The organism is Psychrobacillus sp. NPDC096389 (genome assembly GCF_044762855.1).
Lineage (GTDB): Bacteria > Bacillota > Bacilli > Bacillales_A > Planococcaceae > Psychrobacillus.
The window spans coordinates 244273-260615 of sequence record NZ_JBIWFB010000004.1 but is presented as its reverse complement, the minus strand read 5'-3'; the positions used below and the strand labels follow the sequence as shown (position 1 = coordinate 260615).

Here is a 16343-nt window from a genome sequence, read left to right as displayed (position 1 = left end):
TTACCATCTGTAGCCAAACCCTTTTCACCTGTAAAATTATAAAAGTAAAGAGCTCCCTTATTCGTATATACGAATAGGAGAGCTCCTTTTACTCTATAGTATGAATTATTTTAATTCATCTAAGATTTCTTGTAATTTATCTGCTTCAGTTGTAATACCGTTGCTTGAGAAGTACCAATTCGTACCATCTAAGTATACGATTTTACCTTCTTTGTAAGCACGAGTTTGTTTAATAATATCATTTTCGATATCTGCTTTAATCGTTTCTACGTCAGAAACTGTGCGGTCAACGATTAATAATACTTCTGGATCTACAGAAAGTAATGACTCATAAGAGAAATCAGAACCGTGTGAAGATGCTTTAATATCAGTTGTTGCTGGTGCGAAACCGAAGTCATTGTATACATATGCGAAACGAGAATCTGGACCATTATCGAAACCAGAGATTTTCTTGTCGTTATACATTGCAACTAATGCATTTTCATAGCCAGCTGCTTTTTCTTTTACAGCATCCACTTTTTCTTGTAATCCTGCTTTTAACTCTTCTGCTTTGTCTGCTTTATCAAAGATTTCAGCTGCTAAATCAACTGTTTCATAAACTGCATCAATATAATTTGAATTGTCTGAGCCAATGAATACTACGTTTGGTGTAATTTCTTTCAGTTCTTCATAGTATGGAGATTGACGACCAGAGATGAAAATAATATCAGGGTTAGCTGCTGCTACCGCTTCGAAGTTGATTTCTTTTAATGTACCAACGTCAGCAATCTCATCGCTTGGTGCATATTTTTCTTTTAAGTGTTCTGGAATGTTTCCTTTACCACCGTTAGCTGCTACACCTACGATACCTTCAACGCCTAATGCATCTAGTGTATCTAAGAAACCATAGTCAAAAGAAATAATACGCTCTGGCTGTTCTTCCAAAGTGATATCTTCAAATGTAATCGAAGCACCATCTTCAGTTTCACGACTAGAAGTTAATGATGATACTGTCATTGGGAAAGCTGATTCTTCAGCTACTTCTGTTTCACCTGCTTCAGTAGATGCACCTGTTTCTGTTGGTTCATCTGTTTTTGGTGTTTCTGCCTCTTCTGATCCACATGCTGCTAACATTAATACTAACGCCGCTGAAGCGGTTAAAAACTTCCAATTCTTCATATCTAAATTTCTCCTCCTAATAAAAGCTCTTTCATCTTGAAAATGGTAATGAAAATCATTTTCAATTAACTAAACCATATTTTAGTGTAATACTCTATAATTGTCAATTATTCTTTGAACTTTACTTTATTAAAGTTAATGATGGGAGTTAAAATAGACACAAATTCGACAACCATCCTGTACTTGAACAGGAATGTCCATATCATACACTTCTCGTAAAGCAGCGGAGTTAATAATCTCATGTGTCGGACCATCTTTTACTAGACGCCCATCCTTCAACGCAACAATACGATCGGAGTAGACAGAAGCAAAGTTAATATCATGTAATACGATAACAACTGTTTTACCTAACTCATCTACTAATTTACGCAAAATTTTCATGATTTGCACAGAATGCTTCATATCTAGGTTGTTTAATGGTTCATCGAGTAAAATATAGTCAGTATCTTGCGCAATAACCATAGAAATAAAGGCACGCTGCTTTTGACCACCTGATAGCTCATCTAAAAACTTATCTTGCATGTCAGTTAAGTTCATATACTCTAACGCTTGGTTCACAAATTTGTGATCTTCTTCGTTTAAACGTCCCTTCGAGTACGGATAACGGCCAAAAGATACAAGCTCGCGAATCGTTAAACGGATATTCAAATGGTTAGCTTGTTTTAAAATTGCAACGCGCTTCGCAAAGGCATCTGATTTCATTTTCTTTACGTCTGATTGATCTAATAGTACTTCACCTGTATCCGCATCTAACAAACGGCTTACCATTGATAATAACGTTGATTTACCAGCACCATTAGGTCCAATAAAGGACGTAATAGCTTTTGCTTGAATTTTTAACGTGACATCTTCAACAACAGTTTTTTTCCCAAAGCTTTTAGAAAGCCCTTTAATCTCAATCATCCTGCTTTCCTACTTTCCTTTAGTAATAAGTAAATAAAGTAAAGACCACCGATAAAGTTAATAATGACACTAATCGTTGTCGTTAAATTAAATACGTGAAGCACTAAAAATTGTCCGCCGACCAATGCAATAATACTTATTAAACTTGCACCTACAATTAAAACCCAGTGTTTGTATGTAGCAAAATATTGATATGCTAAGTTGGAAACGATTAATCCTAAAAACGTAATAGGTCCGACTAAAGCGGTTGCTACTGCAATTAAAATAGATGACAAAATTAAAATTCGTAATACCATTTTGTCATAGTTAATACCTAAATTAATGGCATTGTCACGCCCTAAAGACATGACATCTAATTTATGTAATATACGGGTACCATATAGAAACGCTAATATTACAATGCCTGCTGATATAAATAACAACTCTGTTTTTACGTTCATAAAACTAGCAAATAATCGAGCTTGTAAGCTTTCATACTCTACTGGATCAATAATTACTTGCATAAAGGTAACTAAACTTCCAAGTAGTGTCCCAATAATCATACCTGCTAATAGTAGTAAGAAAATCGGATGCTTATCTGCGCGGAATAAGAAACGGTATAAAATTAATGCAAACAGAACCATTGCAATAATGGATACACCAAAGTTCAAGTAACGGCTTACAACAAAAATCGAAGACGAACCTAAGGCAAAGTAAATAATCGTCTGAACTATCTCGTACATGGAGTCAATCCCCATAACCGATGGTGTTAACAGTCGATTGTGAGTTACCGTTTGGAACGCTACAGTTGCATAGGCAATTGCAGTACCTGTAATGACCATCGCAAATAATCGCTCTAACCGTTTTGGAAATGCATAACTAAAACCACCTTGAATATTGTAAAATGCAAATAACAACATACAAATTATGGCGATAACTGCTAATATAATTAGCTTCGTACTATTTTTTCGCATATGCTTTCCCCCTAAATAACATAATTAAGAAGATCGCACTACCGATTACTGCAACAGTTGTATTTACTGGAATTTCAAATGGATGTACGATTAAGCGGCTAATAATATCGCAGATTAATAAAAATGCTGCACCCATAAAAATGGTATGTGGAATTGTTTTACGTAAATTATCTCCTAAATAAAGAGATACAAGGTTTGGTACAATTAATCCTAAAAATGGAATAATACCGACGGTTAAAATAACTGTAGTTGAAATAACGGCGACAATAACTAACCCAATATTCAAGACCGTTCGATAGCTCAAACCGACATTTTTAGCAAAATCTTCACCCATACCTGCCACGGTAAATTTATTGGCATAAATATAAGCAATAATAATAGCTGGTACAGCTACATAAAGAAGTTCATAACGACCAGATACAACTAATGTAAAACTCCCCTGGAAAAATGTATCAACATTTTGGAGAATATTCCCTTCATACGCTAAGAAAGTAGATATTGCTCCAACAATATTTCCATACATAATCCCGATAAGTGGGACAAACACTGCATCTTTAAACTTAATGCGTTCTAGCAATTGCATAAAAATAAATGTACCAATTAAAGCAAACGCAAAACTGAAAATAATTTGTCCGATGTAAGACATACTTGTAAAGAACATCATAGAGATGATAATCCCTAGTTTTGCTGCATCTAATGTACCAGCCGTTGTTGGCGATACAAATTTGTTTCGGCTTAAACTTTGCATAATCAAACCTGCAATACCCATCCCTGCACCAGCTAAAATAATGGCTAATAGTCTTGGTAAACGACTAATTAAGAAAATTTGTGTTTCTAACGATTCCCAATCAAGCAAATCACTTGGCTTTATGTTAATCGCACCAATAAATAGCGAAACAAATGATAGGATGACTACTGCAATAATCAACATCCACAGTCTCATTTTTAACCCCATATTTCTTTTATTCTCATATGACAGTGAGAAATATTCTCACCTCTGAGTATACAAACTACTTTATAAACTATTAAATATTTCCTACCGATAAGTCGGTTAGAGAAATTCTCCTTATCCCTATAAAAAGATATAAATATTAAGTACTAATTAGTGCAATAAAAACAGCTTTTTCATGTCTATAAACTGTAATCTATTCGGTTCACGATAGTGAAAATCATTATCACTTGCACACCAATTTAATTATAGCAGTTTGGTAAAACAAGTCAACCTTAAATGAAAATCATTTTCATTTAAGAATATACTATATATCAGCTATTTTACACCATTATAATTTTACTATAGATTAGATAGAAACAAAAAGGATGCGCTTCCGAAAAGATAGCATATTATAGGGATAGTGCGTCTTAGCGAGCTCAATAAGGAGGCCGCTATATTTCCGCCGGACAAGTGACGAGCCACTACGTCGCTAATGCTCTTGCAGGGTCTCACGCCTTCGAGCAAAATTCCAAAGAATGGCTAAGGGCAATCAAATAGCTGTTGAAAGCAACTATTTTTAGTATGAAAGCAATTAAAATCAGCATGAGAGCAACTAAATAGCCATTGAAAGCAACTAATTTCTTACAATAGCAAGTTTACTTGGATTGAGACGACCATAATTCAGGCAGATTATAGGAATAATATGCTAAAAGCCCGTCGAACTCGCCTAGCCGGTATCAGCTAGACTAGTTTGTCTCGTTCAACTACTTTTTGTTAATTTCGAGCACCGCTAAGTGAGTATTTTCCATTGATTTTCGCAGCAGGGCGGCGACTCCGAAGGGATTAAGTGAGTAAGATGAGACTTCACAACGTACGCGCGTAGGCGCGGCGGTGAAGGCTCATCACTCACCCCACGGAAAGCGTCCGCCCTGCTGCGAAAATCCCTGCGGACATTTCATACAACTCACTAAGACGCACTTTCCCTAAAGAGCGGTGCATCTCACATTATTAAATGCAAGTTATCCGTATATCATTAATATTAAATTTTCCAATGTAAATAAAAAAGACTACTCTCAATTGTCACTTTATCGTAACAATCGGGAGCAGTCTTTTTCCTTATTACATTTTATAATGCTACAGCGTTATCGATAACTTCTTGCGGGATAACGATTTCTTCTACTTCATTGAAACCAGAGAAAGTAGATTTTACATCTTGTTCGATGTTCATTTTCTCTCCGTCTACTTCGATATCCATATCGATTACAACATCTAATTTATTCGTTTGGAACGTTTCTTTATCAATGTGTATTAAATAATTCACTGAGTTAATAACGAAATCCATTTGAATCTCTTCGCCTACACCCATAGTTTGCATCATTTCATCTACTTGTTCTTTTACAAGTTCTGTGAATTTTTCACCTGATGCTTCGAGCGTCAATATATAGTTTTCATTATCTTGCTCGAAAGTAAACTCATCTAAATATCCTTCAATTTGTTTCAATTGATCCGTTGTATTTGCTTGTCCTGCAGCATTCATAATTCCTGTCATCATTTCTTGTGGGAACTTCATCCACTCTCCAGCAGATTCTTCATATACATAGAAATCATTCGCAGTCATATAACTTTCCGACGCAGACGTTTGGGCAGGCATACCTTCTGCCAATCCATTTACTGTCGAAGTTCCTTTTTGATGCATCTGCATTGGTTCTACTACATATTCCATATCCATTTTCGAGCTAATTTCTAATGTAGTGTCTTCACTTGGCATATTCATTTTTTGGTTTAAATCCATTACTGCACGCACACTTTTTAATTCTTCTGCTGTCGCAATAGATTTGTCATATACTTCTTGCAGTGTTAACTTACTCTTTTCTGTTACCTCTTCACTTCCTGCTGCTGGGGCCGCTGTTTCATTACATGCAGCTAAACCTAATGATAATGTGGCTACTGCAATAAGCATTGTCCATTTTTTCATATTAGCTATCATCCCTTCCTTTGTTGATAATTATTATACGAGGAAAGTTTCGGAAAAGTTTCATTTATTTTCACATTAAAAAGAGAAAGGGATGCAATAAGTCACATCCCTTTCCCAACAAGCTTCATTTAATTTACTCCACGCATATACTTTTGGATTAAAGGTGTCATTAAATATAATAACAATCCGATAATAATTGCGATTACTCCAATTACGCCAAAGTATAAAATTTCATTTTCTGGTGAATATAATTTAACTACTTGTGCATTGATCGCTTGTGCGGATGCGTTCGTCATAAACCACAAACTCATCGTTTGGGCAGCAAACGCGGTTGGTGCAAGCTTTGTTGTTGCCGATAAACCAACTGGTGACAATAGTAACTCACCAAGTACAACTAAGAAGAAGCTTAGTACAAGCCAAAACGGGTTAACAAGCGTTTCCGTTCCGTTTGTGTATGCTGGAATGATCATTACGATGAAAGACATTCCGGCAAAGAACAATCCAAAAGCGAACTTTTTAGGCGTAGAAGGTTGTCTATCGCCAAGTTTTATCCACAACCAAGCAAAAATTGGTGCGAGTACAATAATAAATAATGGATTTAATGATTGGAACCATGCAGGCGAAATCTTAAAAGATCCTATCATCAGATTTACTCGTTCATCTGCATACTGCGCCAAGATATTCGATCCTTGTTCGGCAATTGCCCAGAACATCATCGCCGAAACAAATAACGGAATATAAGCAAGTAATCTCGATTTTTCATCTGCAGAAGTACGCTCACTTCGATACATTACTATAAAATACAATGTCGGTATGACAATACCTAAAATAGAAACTGTCATAGTAAAGACATCAATCGTCATAATCCCTTGTTGCACTAATATAAATCCAAGTATCAACACAATTACAATGACAATACCAATTCGAGCAAATACTTTTTTACGTTCTTCTTTAGTCATTGGATTTGGCACATAGGATCCAGCCAACCCAAGATTATTTTTCTTTGTTAATAAAAATACGATTAATCCTAAGGCCATCCCAACTGCCGCTAGTCCAAATCCTAAATGGAAGTTATACTTAAGACCAATAGTTCCAACGATCAATGGTGCAAGGAAACCACCCATATTAATACCCATATAAAAAAGACTAAATCCAGAGTCACGACGAGCATCTTTCTCTGAATATAAATCACCCACAATTGTGGAGATATTTGATTTTAATAACCCTGTTCCGATGATGATCAGAGCCATCGAGACAAATAATGTCGTAATTCCACCTGGAAACGCCAAGACGATATGCCCCAGCATTATTAATACTCCACCATAAAATACAGTTCTTGTTGTACCTAGTAGTCTGTCGGCTATCCAACCACCAATAATTCCAGACATATAAACAAGGGAGCCATAAACCGCCATGATAGAGTTTGCCGTTGAACGCTCAAGCCCCAAACCACCTTGTGTTACTTCATAGTACATATAATAGATTAGAATTGCGCGCATTCCGTAGTAAGAAAAACGCTCCCAAAACTCCGTGAAAAATAAGGACATTAATCCTTTCGGGTGTCCGAAGAAGCCTTTTTGTGGAACTGACTTAACTATTTCTTCTTTTGAAAACATGCTTTTACCTCTTTTCTAAACTGAGAAATCCATTATAACGCCCTCCCTTTTTCCTGTCAAAAATTATCCAATTATTTCGTTTTCTGAAATTGTTCGCTATAATAGTCACTATGTATAAAAGGAAGAGGGAGATTTGGTGCTAAAGAAATTTTTTTCATTTTATAAACCACACAAACGGTTATTCGTCATCGATTTTAGTAGTGCAGTATTTGTAGCCATCTTAGAGCTAGCATTTCCTCTCGCTGTGCAATGGTTTATCGATGTATTATTACCAACTAACGATTGGAATATGATTGTAAAAGTTAGTATTTTACTGTTGCTCGTCTATATATTGAGCACTTTTCTGAACTATGTTGTGAGTTATTTAGGACATAAGCTAGGCATTAATATCGAAACCGATATGCGCCAGCAATTATTTAATCATGTCCAAAGACAGTCATTCCGTTTTTTTGATAATACAAAAACGGGACATGTAATGAGCCGTATTACAAATGACTTATTTGATATTGGCGAGCTAGCCCATCATGGACCTGAGGATTTATTCATTGCTTTTATGACCCTAATCGGTGCTTTTATAATTATGTTCAATCTCAATCCTGAGCTTGCCGTTATTGCAATTGTAATGGTTCCTTTCTTAGCGATCGTTGCTACATATGGAAACATCATGATGAACAAGGCTTGGAAAAATATGTATGGTAAAATCGCCGATGTAAATGCACGCGTTGAAGATAGTGTATCCGGTGTACGTGTAGTCCAATCATTTACAAACGAAAATTTTGAAATAGCTCGTTTCAAACAAGACAACGGACAATTTCGACTTGCGAAACTTAAAGCCTATAAAGTAATGGCCGGTACACATTCGAGTATTTATATGATGACTCGCCTAGTAACATTAGTAGTACTTGTCGTGGGAGCTTGGTTTACTTTTAAGGGAACCCTTAAACCAGGTGAGCTTGTTGGTTTTATCCTATATGTCAATGTGTTGATCAAACCAGTTGATAAAATCACTGCCCTGCTTGAGCTGTATCCAAAAGGGATGGCTGGATTTAGACGCTTTTTAGATCTAATGGAACAAGAACCAGAGATTAAAGATCGACCAAATGCTTTAAGTGTTACTCATTTAAATGGAGACATTGAATTTGACAATGTCAGCTTCCGATACGATGAGCATAAATCTGTGTTAAAGGATATCAATTTATCGATCAAAGCTGGAGAAACAGTGGCATTTGTCGGTCCGTCTGGAGCCGGAAAAACAACTATCTGTTCTCTTATTCCACGATTTTATGAGGTAAATGAAGGGGCCATTTCCATTGACGGACTAAATATTCAAGACGTCACAATGCAATCATTGCGTTCACAAATTGGAATTGTACAACAGGATGTCTTTTTATTTACCGGTACAATTGAAGAAAATATTGCTTACGGGAAAAAGGATGCTACTACTGAAGAAATTCAAGAGGCAGCAAAGAAAGCGCATTTAGAAGATTTTATCGCTAGTCTTCCTGAAGGATATGACACGCAAATTGGAGAAAGAGGACTAAAATTGTCGGGTGGTCAAAAGCAACGCTTAGCCATTGCTCGCATGTTTTTGAAAAATCCTCCTATTTTAATATTGGACGAGGCTACCTCTGCCCTTGATACGGAAACAGAAAAAATTATCCAAAAATCACTAATGGAACTTGCTGAAAATCGTACTACCCTTATTATTGCACATCGACTTGCGACTATTCGGGATGCGGACCGAGTATTAGTTGTAACCGAAGATGGGATCGCAGAAGATGGATCGTATAATGAGCTAGTTGCGCAAGATGGGATTTTCGCTAGATTGCATAATATACAGTTCCAAGAAGTGTAAAAAGAAGCTTATCGCAGCTTGTGCGATAAGCTTCTTTTATTAATCTTCTACATAGACAAACTGCTGCAGTCGATCATAGTCCGATTTTTTTAGTTCCACTTTAACAAGCGTCCCCTCTTCTTCATACGAAGTCGACTTCACAGATGCATGCTCGTTTAAATAAGAGACAAGATCTCCTCGATCAAAAGGGATTAACATGCTACATACAATATAATCCGCAAAAATACGTTTTTTAATCATCTCTAACAGTTCGTTTAGACCTGCTCCTTCTTTTGCAGAAATCCATATGCTATCACTAGCTACATGAGGATATTTCATATCTGCCAAGTCTGATTTATTGTATACATAAATCGTTGGCACATCCTCCACCCCTACAGCAAGCAACGTTTCGTTCGTAACATCCATCATATAACGGTGTTCTGCATTTGACACGTCTACAACATGTAGCAGTAAGCTAGCGTCTCGTGCTTCTTCCAAAGTAGAGCGGAAGGCTTTTACTAAATGGTGAGGTAACTTGCTAACAAATCCAACCGTATCTGTTAATAAAAACTCTTTTTGGTCAGGCAACTTAATCTGACGAACAGAAGTTTCAAGCGTAGCAAATAGCATGTCTTTTTCGAATACTTGTTTAGAATCCACTTGTCCAACTTTTTGAAGCAATTGATTCATAATAGTAGACTTACCAGCGTTTGTGTATCCTACTAACGATACCACTGGTACTGCATTTTTCTTCCTCTGTTTACGTTGGGTTTCACGCTGATATTTGACTTGCTCCAGCTCACGTTTTAGTTTGGCGATCTGATCTTCAATTTTACGACGGTCTAGCTCTAGTTTCGTTTCCCCAGCACCACGGTTTTTAAAACCGCCACCCGTGCCTCCACCTTGTCGACCTAGAGAGGCACGAAGACCAACTAGTCTTGGTAACATGTATTGAAGCTGTGCCAATTCTACTTGCATTTGTGCTTCATTCGATTTTGCCCGTCTTGCAAAAATGTCTAAAATGAGCATCGTTCGATCGATTACTTTACATTCTAAATCGCGTTCTAAATTTCGAATTTGGGATGGTGTTAATTCATCATTAAAAATAACGAGATTGGCACCAGCTTCTTCGTAAAAGTTTTTAATCTCTTCTACTTTACCTGTACCAACATAATGAGAATTTGTTACACGCTCCAGATTTTGCGTAACTTCTCCTACTACTTCCACATTTAGTGCTTCTGCTAAATTGTGTAATTCTTCTAATCCATATTCAAAATGCTCGTCATGTTGCAAATTCACCGCAACAACGATTGCCTTTTCTATCAATTCTTCCAAAAATAATTCCTCCTTCTAGTGAAAGTGATACATTGCCTGTTCATATATAAATGTTTCTTTATCCCCTAATCCTTCTATATGAACTGTCGCCAGTCTTTCCTTTGTTCCACTTTCTAACTGTTTGAAGACTAACTTTGTATTACTTAGTAAAAGTATGTGTTCATCTTCCTCTACCAAGTCAAAGTATCTCTTCCACTTATTCATTATTTCCTTTGGATCACGCACATGAAACTCACATGCTGAAATGCCTAATTGTAAATTACTTTGGTTAATTGTGCCATCATTTTGAAGTGCTTGATAGCGATCTTGGTCGTTTTCCTCCCATTCGATAAAAAATGGAGTAGGTAGTGCATCACTTATTTCTTCTTTCACAAATAGCATTTTCCACTTCCGGACTAAACCACTTGTTGTTTTTCTTTCAGCATGTAAAACTCCAGAGGTTTCTATACCCTTAGCTTCTAGTTGCTTATATAGCTCATCAATAGATGTCGTTCGAATACAAATAGTTCCAAAACCAGGGGCTGTTTTCAAATCATGTAACATTAGATCAATTAATGGATGATTTGCACTCTCGGCAATTTCTTTATGTTCTAGCGCTAACCACTCTATATAGCTGGTTTTTGTATATAAAAGCGCATTATATGTACCCCAATTTGTATGTTGCCCTCCAATAACTGCGTGAAGTCCTTTCTCCTTCCAATCTGTTGCTACTTGGCTCGGTGTTTTTGTTACATGGTGAACGATATGATCTAAATACATGTTAACAGCCCTTTCCTCTTTTTATAATTGAAATTGTGTAAAACAAAAGAGATGACTTAGAAATACGTCATCTCTTTGTCGATTTCCCGGGAAATATCTTATACGAAAACCTTTTCTTTCGACATTTCACGAAGTAAGAACTTTTGAATTTTCCCCGATGCAGTCATTGGATATGCCTCGATAAATTCAATGTATTTCGGAATTTTATGATGTGATATTTTCCCTTTACAAAACGCCTTTAAGTCTTCTGCGGTTAAGCTTTCACCTGTTTTTAAAATAACCCATGCCATAAGCTCTTCCCCATATTTCGGATCCGGAACCCCAACTACTTGTACATCTTGAATCGATGGATGCTGATACAAAAATTCTTCTACTTCTTTTGGATAAATATTTTCTCCACCACGAATGACCATATCTTTAATGCGACCCGTAATATCGAGATACCCTTCCTCATCCATCACTGCGATATCGCCAGTATGTAGCCATCCTTCTGCATCAATGGCAGATTTTGTCGCTTCATCGTTTTTATAATAACCTTTCATCACTAAGTAACCTCGCGTACATAACTCACCCGGAACCCCTACTGGTGCATCTTCTCCTGTTACCGGGTCGATAATTTTTACTTCTACTCCTGGATGTGCTTTCCCAACAGTCGATACCCGTTTTTCGATCGCATCATCCGTTTTTGTTTGTGTAATAACTGGAGAAGACTCTGTTTGCCCATATGCTATTGTTATTTCGGACAATCCCATATCGTCTATTACTTTTCTCATTACTTCTATCGGGCAAATGGAACCCGCCATAATTCCTGTTCGTAGTGTGGACAAATCATACTGAGTAAAGTCTGGATGATTTAACTCGGCGATAAACATCGTAGGGACTCCATGTAATGCTGTACACTTCTCATTCTGTACCATTTGCAATACTTTCTCTGGATTAAACTGCTCAATGATGACCATTGTTGTGCCATGGGTTACCGATGCAATTGTTCCCATAACACATCCGAAGCAATGAAAAAATGGTACTGGAATACATAGTCGATCATTTTCTGTAAGATGAATATAGTCTCCAACGAGTTGTCCATTATTCACGATGTTCTTATGCGTAAGCATAACCCCTTTTGGAAATCCAGTTGTACCTGATGTGTACTGCATATTAATGACATCTTCATTATGAAGAGTATTCGAGCGTTCAGTTAATATTTCATCCGATACATTTTCTGCATGCTCTAATAGCTCGGACCATGTATAAATACCCGGATATTCATTTTCACTCATAACAATGACACGTTTAAAATGTGGTAATTTCTCCGATTGTATTTTACCTTTTTCTGAGCCTTCGATTTCTGGACAAACAGCGCGTATTATATCCAAGTATGAAGTCCCTTTATATGACTCACATAATATAAGTGTCGTTGCATCGGATTGTTGCAGTAAATACTCCATCTCTTTTTCCTGATAGTTCGTATTTACAGTTACAAGAACAGCCCCCATCTTCCCAGTTGCAAATTGACTTAATAACCATTCTCTTTTATTATCAGACCAAATTGCAACATGCTCTCCTTTTTGAATGCCCATACCGATAAACGCTTTTGCAAGCTCGTCTGTTTCTTCGTCGAATTCTTTGTATGTTTTTCGAATGCCATGCTCAGGATATACATATGCCTCTATTTCTGGAAACTTTCTCGCTGCTTCCTTTACAATTTGCCCAATTGTTTTTTCGTTTAACAAACAAATCTCCCCTTTTTGAATGTCATTTCCTTTTCTATCATTCTATCACAAAATTCTGACGAAATAGACTTTTTATTAACTGATTGACTTGATACTAAAACGTGATAAAATCCTAATTACTTCGTCACTTCAAAGCGTTGAAGCGTGAAAGTGTATGAATTGATTTCATTGAGGAGGATTTACTATGTTTCGAATTCGTTCGACGATCATGCCTTCTTTTTTAGAGGCTGTTCTTATTACTATTTTAATTATTGCATTAATGGCTGTTTGTATTGTGCAATTTAAAGCAGTTCCACATATGCCTATTCTACTTTCTATTTTACTTCTGATCACTTATGGGCTATTTAAAAGTGTACCTTTTAAAAAGTTAGAAGAAGGACTTGTAGAAGGCTCAAAAGCGGGGCTCGGGGCTATTTTCATCTTTTTCTTTATAGGTATATTGATAAGTAGCTGGATGATGGGTGGGACTATTCCTACACTTATCTATTTAGGCTTTCAATTTATCACACCCCACTTCTTCTTTGCGATTGTATTTTTAGTTACTTGTATTGTTGGGTTGTCTATTGGAAGCTCCTTGACTACTGTCGCAACAGTCGGAGTTGCATTTATTGGAATGGCGAGTGCCATGGATATTTCTTTAGCTATTACAGCCGGGGCTATTGTGTCGGGTGCTTTTTTTGGCGATAAAATGTCTCCCTTATCTGATACAACAAATCTTGCGTCTGCCATTGTCCAAGTGGATTTGTTTGAACATATTCGCAATATGGGATGGACGACCATTCCGGCATTTTTAATTTCACTTGTTGGGTACGGTATTTTATCGCCTAACAGAGAAATACAAGAGCTAAATCAGATTACCGCTTTTCAGGAAGGGCTGCTTCAAACAGGCATGGTTCACTGGTATACATTACTTCCAGTTGTCTTACTCTTTATACTTTCTATTAAAAAAGTACCTGCGATAATTGCCTTAGCATTAACTTCAGTAACAGCTATTGGTATTTCTTATTTCTTCCAATATACGCCTTTTGAGGAAGTACTGAATATATTGTTTAACGGCTATACATCCAATATAGGAATCGAAGCAATCGACTCTTTGCTTACACGTGGTGGCATGAATAGCATGATGTTCACGATCGGACTTGTCATACTTGCATTGAGTATGGGAGGACTATTATTTACACTTGGTATCGTGCAAAGTTTACTTGCGAAAATGGAGAGTTTATTGAAAAACGTAGGGTCTGTCATTACAGCTGCTGCATTTACCGGGATAGGCGTTAACACGCTAATAGGAGAGCAATATTTATCCATATTATTAACAGGTGAATCATTCCAAGCACAGTTTAAAAAAGTAGGACTAGCCAATAAAAACTTAGCCCGTGTCATGGAAGACGCCGGTACAGTAGTGAATCCACTCGTTCCTTGGAGCGTATGCGGTATATTTATCACCAATGTGTTAGCTGTTTCAACGATTGACTATTTGCCATATGCATTTTTCTGTTTGTTAAGCCCGATCCTTACGATTTTATTTGGATGGACTGGTAAAACACTTACTTATTTAAAATGATTTCTGTTTAATTCCTATTACTACTAAATACTCGATTTTTCCAACTAACCTAATATATCACCGATGTGTTACACTATTTCCAAGTATATTACGGAAAAAGAAGGCGAAAAGTATGGAATTTCAAGAAATGAAAGCATATCTAATAGAACAAATTAAAAACAAGCAGTTGGTTGCTGCAACCATCAGTCAACCACGAGCTAAGTCAAATGAAGTAAAGCGTGTAAAACTTAAACCAATCGAAATAAAAAATACGTATCACATACAACTGGAACATCAGTATGAACGCATTCTAAAACATGAAAATGTGCTCATAGAAGAATTCGCAAACACTTTGGATAACCTGTTAGAACAGTTCCGCCAAATTCACGCGGACTTTGTAACAGAAAAAGTACAAGCCCAACTTTCTAAGAAAAACAAAGTGATGTGGAAATCAGAGAAAACAGAGGCTGCAAAAACAGTTAACCTCTCCCACAATCGGAAAAAGAATTATTTGTTAGATGAAAACACTCCCTATCCTTTCCTGATTCGCTTAGGCGTACAAACCGAGGAAGGAAAAGTAAAAAAACAAAAGTATGATAAGTTTAAGCAAATCAATCGATTTGTAGAATTTATAGACGATGCGCTTGCCCACCTACCAAAAGATAAACCCGTACGAATCTTAGATTTCGGATCAGGGAAATCGTATTTAACATTTGCGCTTTATCATTATTTAAAAATCGAAAAAGGACTCGATATTCGGGTAACTGGTCTTGATTTGAAAAAAGAAGTGATTGAGGAATGTGCGAAGATTGCGGAAGATTTAGGCTATGAGCAACTTGAGTTTTTAGTTGGAGATATTAATGATTACAACGATGAAACCGCTGTGGATATGGTTGTAACTCTACATGCTTGCGACGTCGCAACAGATATGGCGCTTTCCCGTGCTGTTAAATGGGGAGCGAGTGTAATTTTAAGTGTCCCTTGCTGCCAACATGAGCTAAATAGACAGCTCAATGCACCAGGACTTGATATAATGCTAAAACATGGACTTATAAAAGAACGCTTTGCGGCACTTGCCACAGATTCGATCCGAGCAGAAATTCTAAATATGGTCGGCTATGAGGCACAATTGGTCGAGTTTATTGATATGGAAAATACACCGAAAAACATCTTGATACGGGCTTATAAAAACGGGAAAAAGGCAACTGCTGAACAAATGGAAAGTTATAAACAGTTTAAGCAAATGCTAAATGCAGAACCGTTTTTGGAGAATGAATTAAAAGAGATGATGCCTGGTACCATGGATAGGAGTAAACAATGAAAGAACCAACATTAAAAAAAGTCGCATATGGCGTAGCAATGGCCATCGCTATTATCCTTGTACATTTTATCGATGTGCGTATCTATAATATGCAACCGATTTTCGCCTTAATCTTAGCCATACTCATCACCTTTGTAGGAATCACATTTATTAACAAATCGGAGAAAATGGATAGAAAAATTTCGCGAATGAATTATAATTTACTAAATGTAGCAGTTGTGCTAGTTCTATTCTTCGCTTATGTAACCATTTCACAATAAAAGGCCGTCTCCGAAATGGGACGGC

Annotated in this window: 13 protein-coding genes; 4 read left to right on the top strand and 9 right to left on the bottom strand. The window is 36.8% G+C overall.

Annotation, left to right across the window (positions count from 1 at the left end; translation table 11 throughout):
* Positions 1-105: 105 nt before the first annotated feature.
* The 6 genes from ACIQ38_RS12855 to ACIQ38_RS12830 form a co-directional block, all read right to left on the bottom strand.
* The gene (locus tag ACIQ38_RS12855) at positions 106-1158 is read right to left on the bottom strand and encodes a siderophore ABC transporter substrate-binding protein (RefSeq protein WP_402823305.1); all 1053 of its coding nucleotides are present in this window, start codon (positions 1156-1158) and stop codon (positions 106-108) included.
* A 135-nt stretch (positions 1159-1293) separates the two neighbouring features.
* Entirely contained in the window at positions 1294-2061 is a 768-nt protein-coding gene (locus ACIQ38_RS12850) for an iron ABC transporter ATP-binding protein (RefSeq protein WP_402823303.1), read from the bottom strand.
* Complete coding sequence (locus ACIQ38_RS12845) at positions 2058-3014, bottom strand: iron chelate uptake ABC transporter family permease subunit (RefSeq protein ID WP_402823300.1); 957 nt, start codon at positions 3012-3014, stop codon at positions 2058-2060. Before ACIQ38_RS12845 ends, ACIQ38_RS12850 begins: the two co-directional genes overlap by 4 nt.
* The gene (locus tag ACIQ38_RS12840) at positions 3001-3957 is read right to left on the bottom strand and encodes an ABC transporter permease (RefSeq protein WP_402823297.1); all 957 of its coding nucleotides are present in this window, start codon (positions 3955-3957) and stop codon (positions 3001-3003) included. Before ACIQ38_RS12840 ends, ACIQ38_RS12845 begins: the two co-directional genes overlap by 14 nt.
* Before the next feature lie 1114 nt (positions 3958-5071).
* Positions 5072-5920: a DUF6612 family protein gene (locus tag ACIQ38_RS12835; RefSeq protein ID WP_402823294.1), complete on the bottom strand. Its 849-nt coding sequence runs from the start codon at positions 5918-5920 to the stop codon at positions 5072-5074.
* Positions 5921-6048: 128 nt separating this feature from the next.
* Positions 6049-7536 (bottom strand): peptide MFS transporter, encoded by a 1488-nt coding sequence (locus tag ACIQ38_RS12830; RefSeq protein ID WP_402823291.1) that lies wholly within the window; start codon positions 7534-7536, stop codon positions 6049-6051.
* Between the two features lie 136 nt (positions 7537-7672).
* On the opposite strand from ACIQ38_RS12830, the gene ACIQ38_RS12825 reads away from it, so the two are divergent.
* Positions 7673-9391 carry an ABC transporter ATP-binding protein gene (locus ACIQ38_RS12825; RefSeq protein ID WP_402823288.1) on the top strand — a complete coding sequence of 573 codons (1719 nt, stop codon included), beginning with the start codon at positions 7673-7675 and terminating at the stop codon, positions 9389-9391.
* 39 nt (positions 9392-9430) lie between these two features.
* Here ACIQ38_RS12825 and hflX read toward each other — a convergent pair whose 3' ends face one another.
* The 3 genes from hflX to ACIQ38_RS12810 all read right to left on the bottom strand — a co-directional run bounded on the left by hflX (position 9431) and on the right by ACIQ38_RS12810 (position 13194).
* Positions 9431-10705, bottom strand: coding sequence for a GTPase HflX (hflX, locus tag ACIQ38_RS12820; RefSeq protein ID WP_402823285.1), 1275 nt, complete (start codon positions 10703-10705; stop codon positions 9431-9433).
* Positions 10706-10720: 15 nt separating this feature from the next.
* The gene (locus ACIQ38_RS12815; protein WP_402823282.1) at positions 10721-11464 is read right to left on the bottom strand and encodes a VOC family protein; all 744 of its coding nucleotides are present in this window, start codon (positions 11462-11464) and stop codon (positions 10721-10723) included.
* A gap of 98 nt (positions 11465-11562) precedes the next feature.
* Entirely contained in the window at positions 11563-13194 is a 1632-nt protein-coding gene (locus ACIQ38_RS12810) for an AMP-binding protein (RefSeq protein ID WP_402823279.1), read from the bottom strand.
* Positions 13195-13378: 184 nt separating this feature from the next.
* On the opposite strand from ACIQ38_RS12810, the gene nhaC reads away from it, so the two are divergent.
* From nhaC to ACIQ38_RS12795, 3 genes are all read left to right on the top strand, one after another.
* Positions 13379-14758, top strand: coding sequence for a Na+/H+ antiporter NhaC (gene nhaC, locus ACIQ38_RS12805; protein WP_402823276.1), 1380 nt, complete (start codon positions 13379-13381; stop codon positions 14756-14758).
* A gap of 112 nt (positions 14759-14870) precedes the next feature.
* The gene (locus ACIQ38_RS12800) at positions 14871-16058 is read left to right on the top strand and encodes a class I SAM-dependent methyltransferase (protein WP_402823273.1); all 1188 of its coding nucleotides are present in this window, start codon (positions 14871-14873) and stop codon (positions 16056-16058) included.
* Complete coding sequence (locus ACIQ38_RS12795; RefSeq protein WP_402823270.1) at positions 16055-16318, top strand: hypothetical protein; 264 nt, start codon at positions 16055-16057, stop codon at positions 16316-16318. Before ACIQ38_RS12800 ends, ACIQ38_RS12795 begins: the two co-directional genes overlap by 4 nt.
* Positions 16319-16343: the final 25 nt, after the last annotated feature.